This window comes from Streptomyces acidicola (assembly GCF_009377235.1).
Classification (GTDB): domain Bacteria; phylum Actinomycetota; class Actinomycetes; order Streptomycetales; family Streptomycetaceae; genus Streptomyces; species Streptomyces acidicola.
The window spans coordinates 1-4,271 of sequence record NZ_VMNX01000419.1 but is presented as its reverse complement, the minus strand read 5'-3'; the positions used below and the strand labels follow the sequence as shown (position 1 = coordinate 4,271).

Annotated in this window: 5 protein-coding genes; all 5 read left to right on the top strand. The window is 65.4% G+C overall.

Annotated elements, in window-relative coordinates:
* Nucleotides 1-109 precede the first annotated feature (109 nt).
* Complete coding sequence (locus tag FPZ41_RS45190; protein ID WP_131572096.1) at nucleotides 110-568, top strand: peroxiredoxin; 459 nt, start codon at nucleotides 110-112, stop codon at nucleotides 566-568.
* A 113-nt stretch (nucleotides 569-681) separates the two neighbouring features.
* Nucleotides 682-1,257, top strand: coding sequence for a TerD family protein (locus tag FPZ41_RS45185; protein WP_131572097.1), 576 nt, complete (start codon nucleotides 682-684; stop codon nucleotides 1,255-1,257).
* Nucleotides 1,258-1,496: 239 nt separating this feature from the next.
* Nucleotides 1,497-2,072 carry a TerD family protein gene (locus FPZ41_RS45180; protein ID WP_152870577.1) on the top strand — a complete coding sequence of 192 codons (576 nt, stop codon included), beginning with the start codon at nucleotides 1,497-1,499 and terminating at the stop codon, nucleotides 2,070-2,072.
* A 125-nt stretch (nucleotides 2,073-2,197) separates the two neighbouring features.
* On the top strand, nucleotides 2,198-3,346 hold the full coding sequence (locus FPZ41_RS45175; protein ID WP_322621546.1) for a DUF475 domain-containing protein: 1,149 nt from the start codon (nucleotides 2,198-2,200) through the stop codon (nucleotides 3,344-3,346).
* Nucleotides 3,347-3,555: 209 nt separating this feature from the next.
* Nucleotides 3,556-4,271, top strand: a 716-nt coding sequence (locus FPZ41_RS45170) for a TerD family protein (protein WP_152870580.1), incomplete at its 3' end; no start/stop codon positions are given.

Genomic DNA, 4,271 nt, shown 5'->3' with positions numbered 1-4,271 from the left:
CAGGGAGGGGATGGGCAGGGGCGGTGGGGGTGAAGGATGCCGTGGGGTGGTGATCACTGCGTAGGCTGGGGTTGCCCCGAACAGCCCATGGAAGGGAACGCAGGACATCATGGCCATCCAGGTCGGCGACAAGGCCCCGGACTTCGAGCTCAAGGACAACCACGGCGCCAGCGTGAAGCTGTCGGACTTCCGCGGTGAGAAGAGCGTCGTGCTGCTCTTCTACCCGTTCGCCTTCACCGGCGTCTGCACCGGCGAGCTGTGCGCGCTCCGCGACAACCTCCCGAAGTTCGTCAACGACGACGTCCAGCTCCTCGCCGTCTCGAACGACTCCATCCACACGCTGCGCGTCTTCGCCGAGCAGGAGGGCCTGGAGTACCCGCTGCTCTCCGACTTCTGGCCGCACGGCGACACCTCGCGCGCGTACGGCGTCTTCGACGAGGACAAGGGCTGCGCCGTACGCGGCACGTTCATCATCGACAAGGAGGGTGTCGTGCGCTGGAGCGTCGTGAACGCGCTGCCCGACGCCCGTGACCTGAACGAGTACGTCAAGGCGCTCGACACCCTGTGATTCTTGGCCCCCAGGGCCTGCGGCGGGCGGGAACCCCTCACTAGGATCGACTCGTTGATCTGATGCCAACGCACGACGGGGCTCCCCGCCCCTGGACACCAAAGGGAGGACTCGTGGGAGTCAGCCTCAGCAAGGGCGGCAACGTATCGCTGACCAAGGAGGCCCCTGGCCTGACCGCGGTCATCGTCGGTCTGGGGTGGGACGTCCGCACCACGACCGGTACCGACTTCGACCTGGACGCCAGCGCCCTGCTGCTGGACACTTCGGGCAAGGTCGGCAACGACGCGAACTTCGTCTTCTTCAACAACCTCAAGAGCCCGGACGGCTCGGTCGAGCACACCGGCGACAACATCACCGGTGAGGGCGAGGGCGACGACGAGCAGATCAAGGTCAATCTGGCCGGGGTTCCGGCCGAGATCGAGAAGATCGTCTTCCCCGTCTCCATCTATGACGCCGAGAACCGCCAGCAGTCCTTCGGGCAGGTGCGCAACGCGTTCATTCGCGTCGCGAACCAGGCCGGCGGCACCGAGATCGCTCGCTACGACCTCAGCGAGGACGCCTCCACGGAGACCGCCATGGTCTTCGGCGAGCTCTACCGCCACGGAGCGGAGTGGAAGTTCCGCGCCATCGGTCAGGGGTACGCGTCGGGCCTGCGCGGTATCGCCCAGGACTTCGGTGTGAACGTCTGACCGTATTCGTATCCGTATCTGTAGCCGTATCCGTATGTGATCGTCCGAGTCGTGTGTGCGCGTACGAAGCGTGCACCTGGCTCACCCCGTCCGGCGCCGCATCTCCCAGTCGAGTGCGGCGCCGGACGTGCTCTCGCACCCACCCACCCCCACCCACCCGCACGAAGCGGGCGTACCGTTCGTATCGTCACAGCGCTCGTACAACACCACACAGCTCGACAACGGGGAGGACCAGCAGCATGGGCGTCACGCTCGCCAAGGGAGGCAATGTCTCCCTCTCCAAGGCCGCGCCGAACCTCACGCAGGTGATGATCGGGCTCGGCTGGGACGTCCGCACCACCACGGGCGCCGACTTCGACCTGGACGCCAGCGCCCTGCTGTGCAACGCGGGCCGGGTCCTCGGCGACGAGTGGTTCGTCTTCTACAACAACCTCAGGAGTCCGGACGGCTCGGTCGAGCACACCGGCGACAACCTCACCGGTGAGGGCGAGGGCGACGACGAGTCGATCCTGATCGATCTGTCGAAGGTTCCGGCCCACTGCGACAAGATCGTCTTCCCCGTCTCCATCCACGACGCCGACAACCGCGGCCAGTCCTTCGGTCAGGTCAGCAACGCCTTCATCCGGGTCGTCAACCAGGCCGACGGCCAGGAACTCGCCCGTTACGACCTGAGCGAGGACGCCTCCAGCGAGACCGCGATGATCTTCGGCGAGGTGTACCGCTACGGCGGCGAGTGGAAGTTCCGGGCGGTGGGACAGGGGTACGCGTCGGGACTTCGGGGCATCGCGCTGGACTTCGGGGTCAACGTCTCGTAGCGCAATATGCGCTAAAGCAGGGCCCGTATGGGGTATGAAGCGTGCCGGACTAGACTTCGGGTTCAAAGTTTCGTAAAGCCGCGCGTGGCGCGGGGGAGCCCCGTACTAACACGATTGGGTAGCCAGTGGTTCTGAAAACCTTCGGCTGGTCGTTCGCGGTCACCGCGCTCGGCCTGGTCGCAGCTGTTCTCTACGGCGGATGGACCGCCTTCGGGCTCGTCGCGATCCTGTCCATCCTGGAGATCTCGCTGTCCTTCGACAACGCGGTGGTCAACGCCGGGATCCTGAAGAAGATGAACGCCTTCTGGCAGCGCATCTTCCTCACCATCGGCATCCTGATCGCCGTCTTCGGTATGCGGCTGGTCTTCCCCGTCGTGATCGTCGCCATCAGCGCCAACCTGGGCCCCATCGAGGCCGTCGACCTCGCGCTCACCGACAAGAACCAGTACCAGCAGTACGTGACCGACGCTCACCCGTCGATCGCCGCCTTCGGTGGCATGTTCCTGCTGATGATCTTCCTGGACTTCGTCTTCGAGGACCGGGAGATCAAGTGGCTCGGCTGGCTCGAGCGTCCGCTGGCCAAGCTCGGCAAGATCGACATGCTGTCGGTCTGCATCGCGATGATCGTCCTGCTGATCAGCGCGATGACCTTCGCGACCCACGCGCACCAGCACGGCGGCACCTACGCCGACAAGACCGAGACGGTCCTGATCTCCGGCATCGCGGGTCTGATCACCTATCTCGTCGTCGGCGGCCTCTCCGGCTACTTCGAGGACAAGCTGGAGGAAGAGGAGGAGCGCGAGCACGAGGAGGAGGAAGCGGCCAAGCGCAGCGGCAAGCAGGTCTCGGTCGTCAAGCTGGCCGGCAAGGCCGCGTTCTTCATGTTCCTCTACCTCGAGGTCCTGGACGCGTCCTTCTCCTTCGACGGTGTCATCGGCGCCTTCGCCATCACCAACGACATCGTCCTCATGGCTCTCGGTCTCGGCATCGGCGCCATGTACGTCCGGTCGCTCACGGTCTACCTGGTCCGCCAGGGCACCCTCGACGACTACGTGTACCTGGAGCACGGCGCGCACTACGCGATCGGCGCCCTCGCCGCGATCCTGCTGGTCACCATCCGGTACGAGATCAACGAGGTCATCACCGGCCTCATCGGCGTCGTCCTGATCGGCTGGTCCTTCTGGTCGTCCGTCCGCCGCAACAGGGCGCTCGCGGCAGCGGAGGGAAAAGCTGAGTCCTCGGACGACAAGGCGGAAGTCTCGTCCGGGGTCTGAAACCGGCGCGAGCCCGGGCGGGGTGTGACCGGATCCGCCGGTTCCGGTGTGTGACACCCCTCCTGGTGAGGAACGCTCTGAGCGGGGCGGCCGTCGAGGACGAGTCCTCTGACGGCCGCCCCGCGGCGGTTTCGACGTACATGACATGCATGACGTACACGCAGGACGTACATGACGCACATACGGACACGGCAGTGTGGGGGGCGGGAATGGGCTTCTTCGACGGTCTGCTGGGCGGACGCGCGCAGTTCGACTCGGGCAGCGCGGCGAGCAACGCCATCGAACTGGTCAAACGGCACCAGACGATCTCACTCACCAAACAGGGCGCGGCCACCGGCAACCTGCGCGTCAACCTGTCCTGGCGGATGCGCACCTCCGACATCGGCGGCCCCAAGCGGCAGAGCCTGCTGCGCCATCCCTTCCAGGCGCTCAAGCCGGACGAGGTCAAGGCGCACAGCCAGAGCATGGTCAATGTCGACCTCGACCTCGGGGTGCTGTACGAGCTCACCGACGGGTCCAAGGGCGTGGTCCAGCCCCTCGGCAGCTTCTTCGGTGACACCAACGCGCCGCCGTACGTGAAGTGCAGCGGAGACGACCGGTTCGGCTCCGGGTCGGGGGAGACGATCTACGTCAACCTCGATCACCGCGACGAGATCAAGAGGCTTCTGGTCTTCGTGTACATCTACGACCAGACGCCCGCGTTCGACCGTACCCATGCGGTCGTCACGCTGTACCCGAGCAACGGTCCGCGGATCGAGATCGGCCTCGACGAGCAGCACCCTCAGGCGCGGTCCTGCGCGGTGGTGATGATCGAGAACGTGAAGGGGGAGATCGTCGTCCGGCGCGAGGTCAAGTTCGTGTACGGGTTCCAGGCGGAGCTCGACCGGTTGTACGGGTGGGGGTTGCAGTGGGGGCTGTCTCTTAA

What these genes read in the sequence shown, in the direction of transcription:
- FPZ41_RS45190 (WP_131572096.1), top strand. Translation starts at nt 110, where the DNA reads ATGGCCATCCAGGTCGGCGACAAGGCCCCGGACTTCGAGCTCAAGGAC.
- FPZ41_RS45180 (WP_152870577.1), top strand. Translation starts at nt 1,497, where the DNA reads ATGGGCGTCACGCTCGCCAAGGGAGGCAATGTCTCCCTCTCCAAGGCC.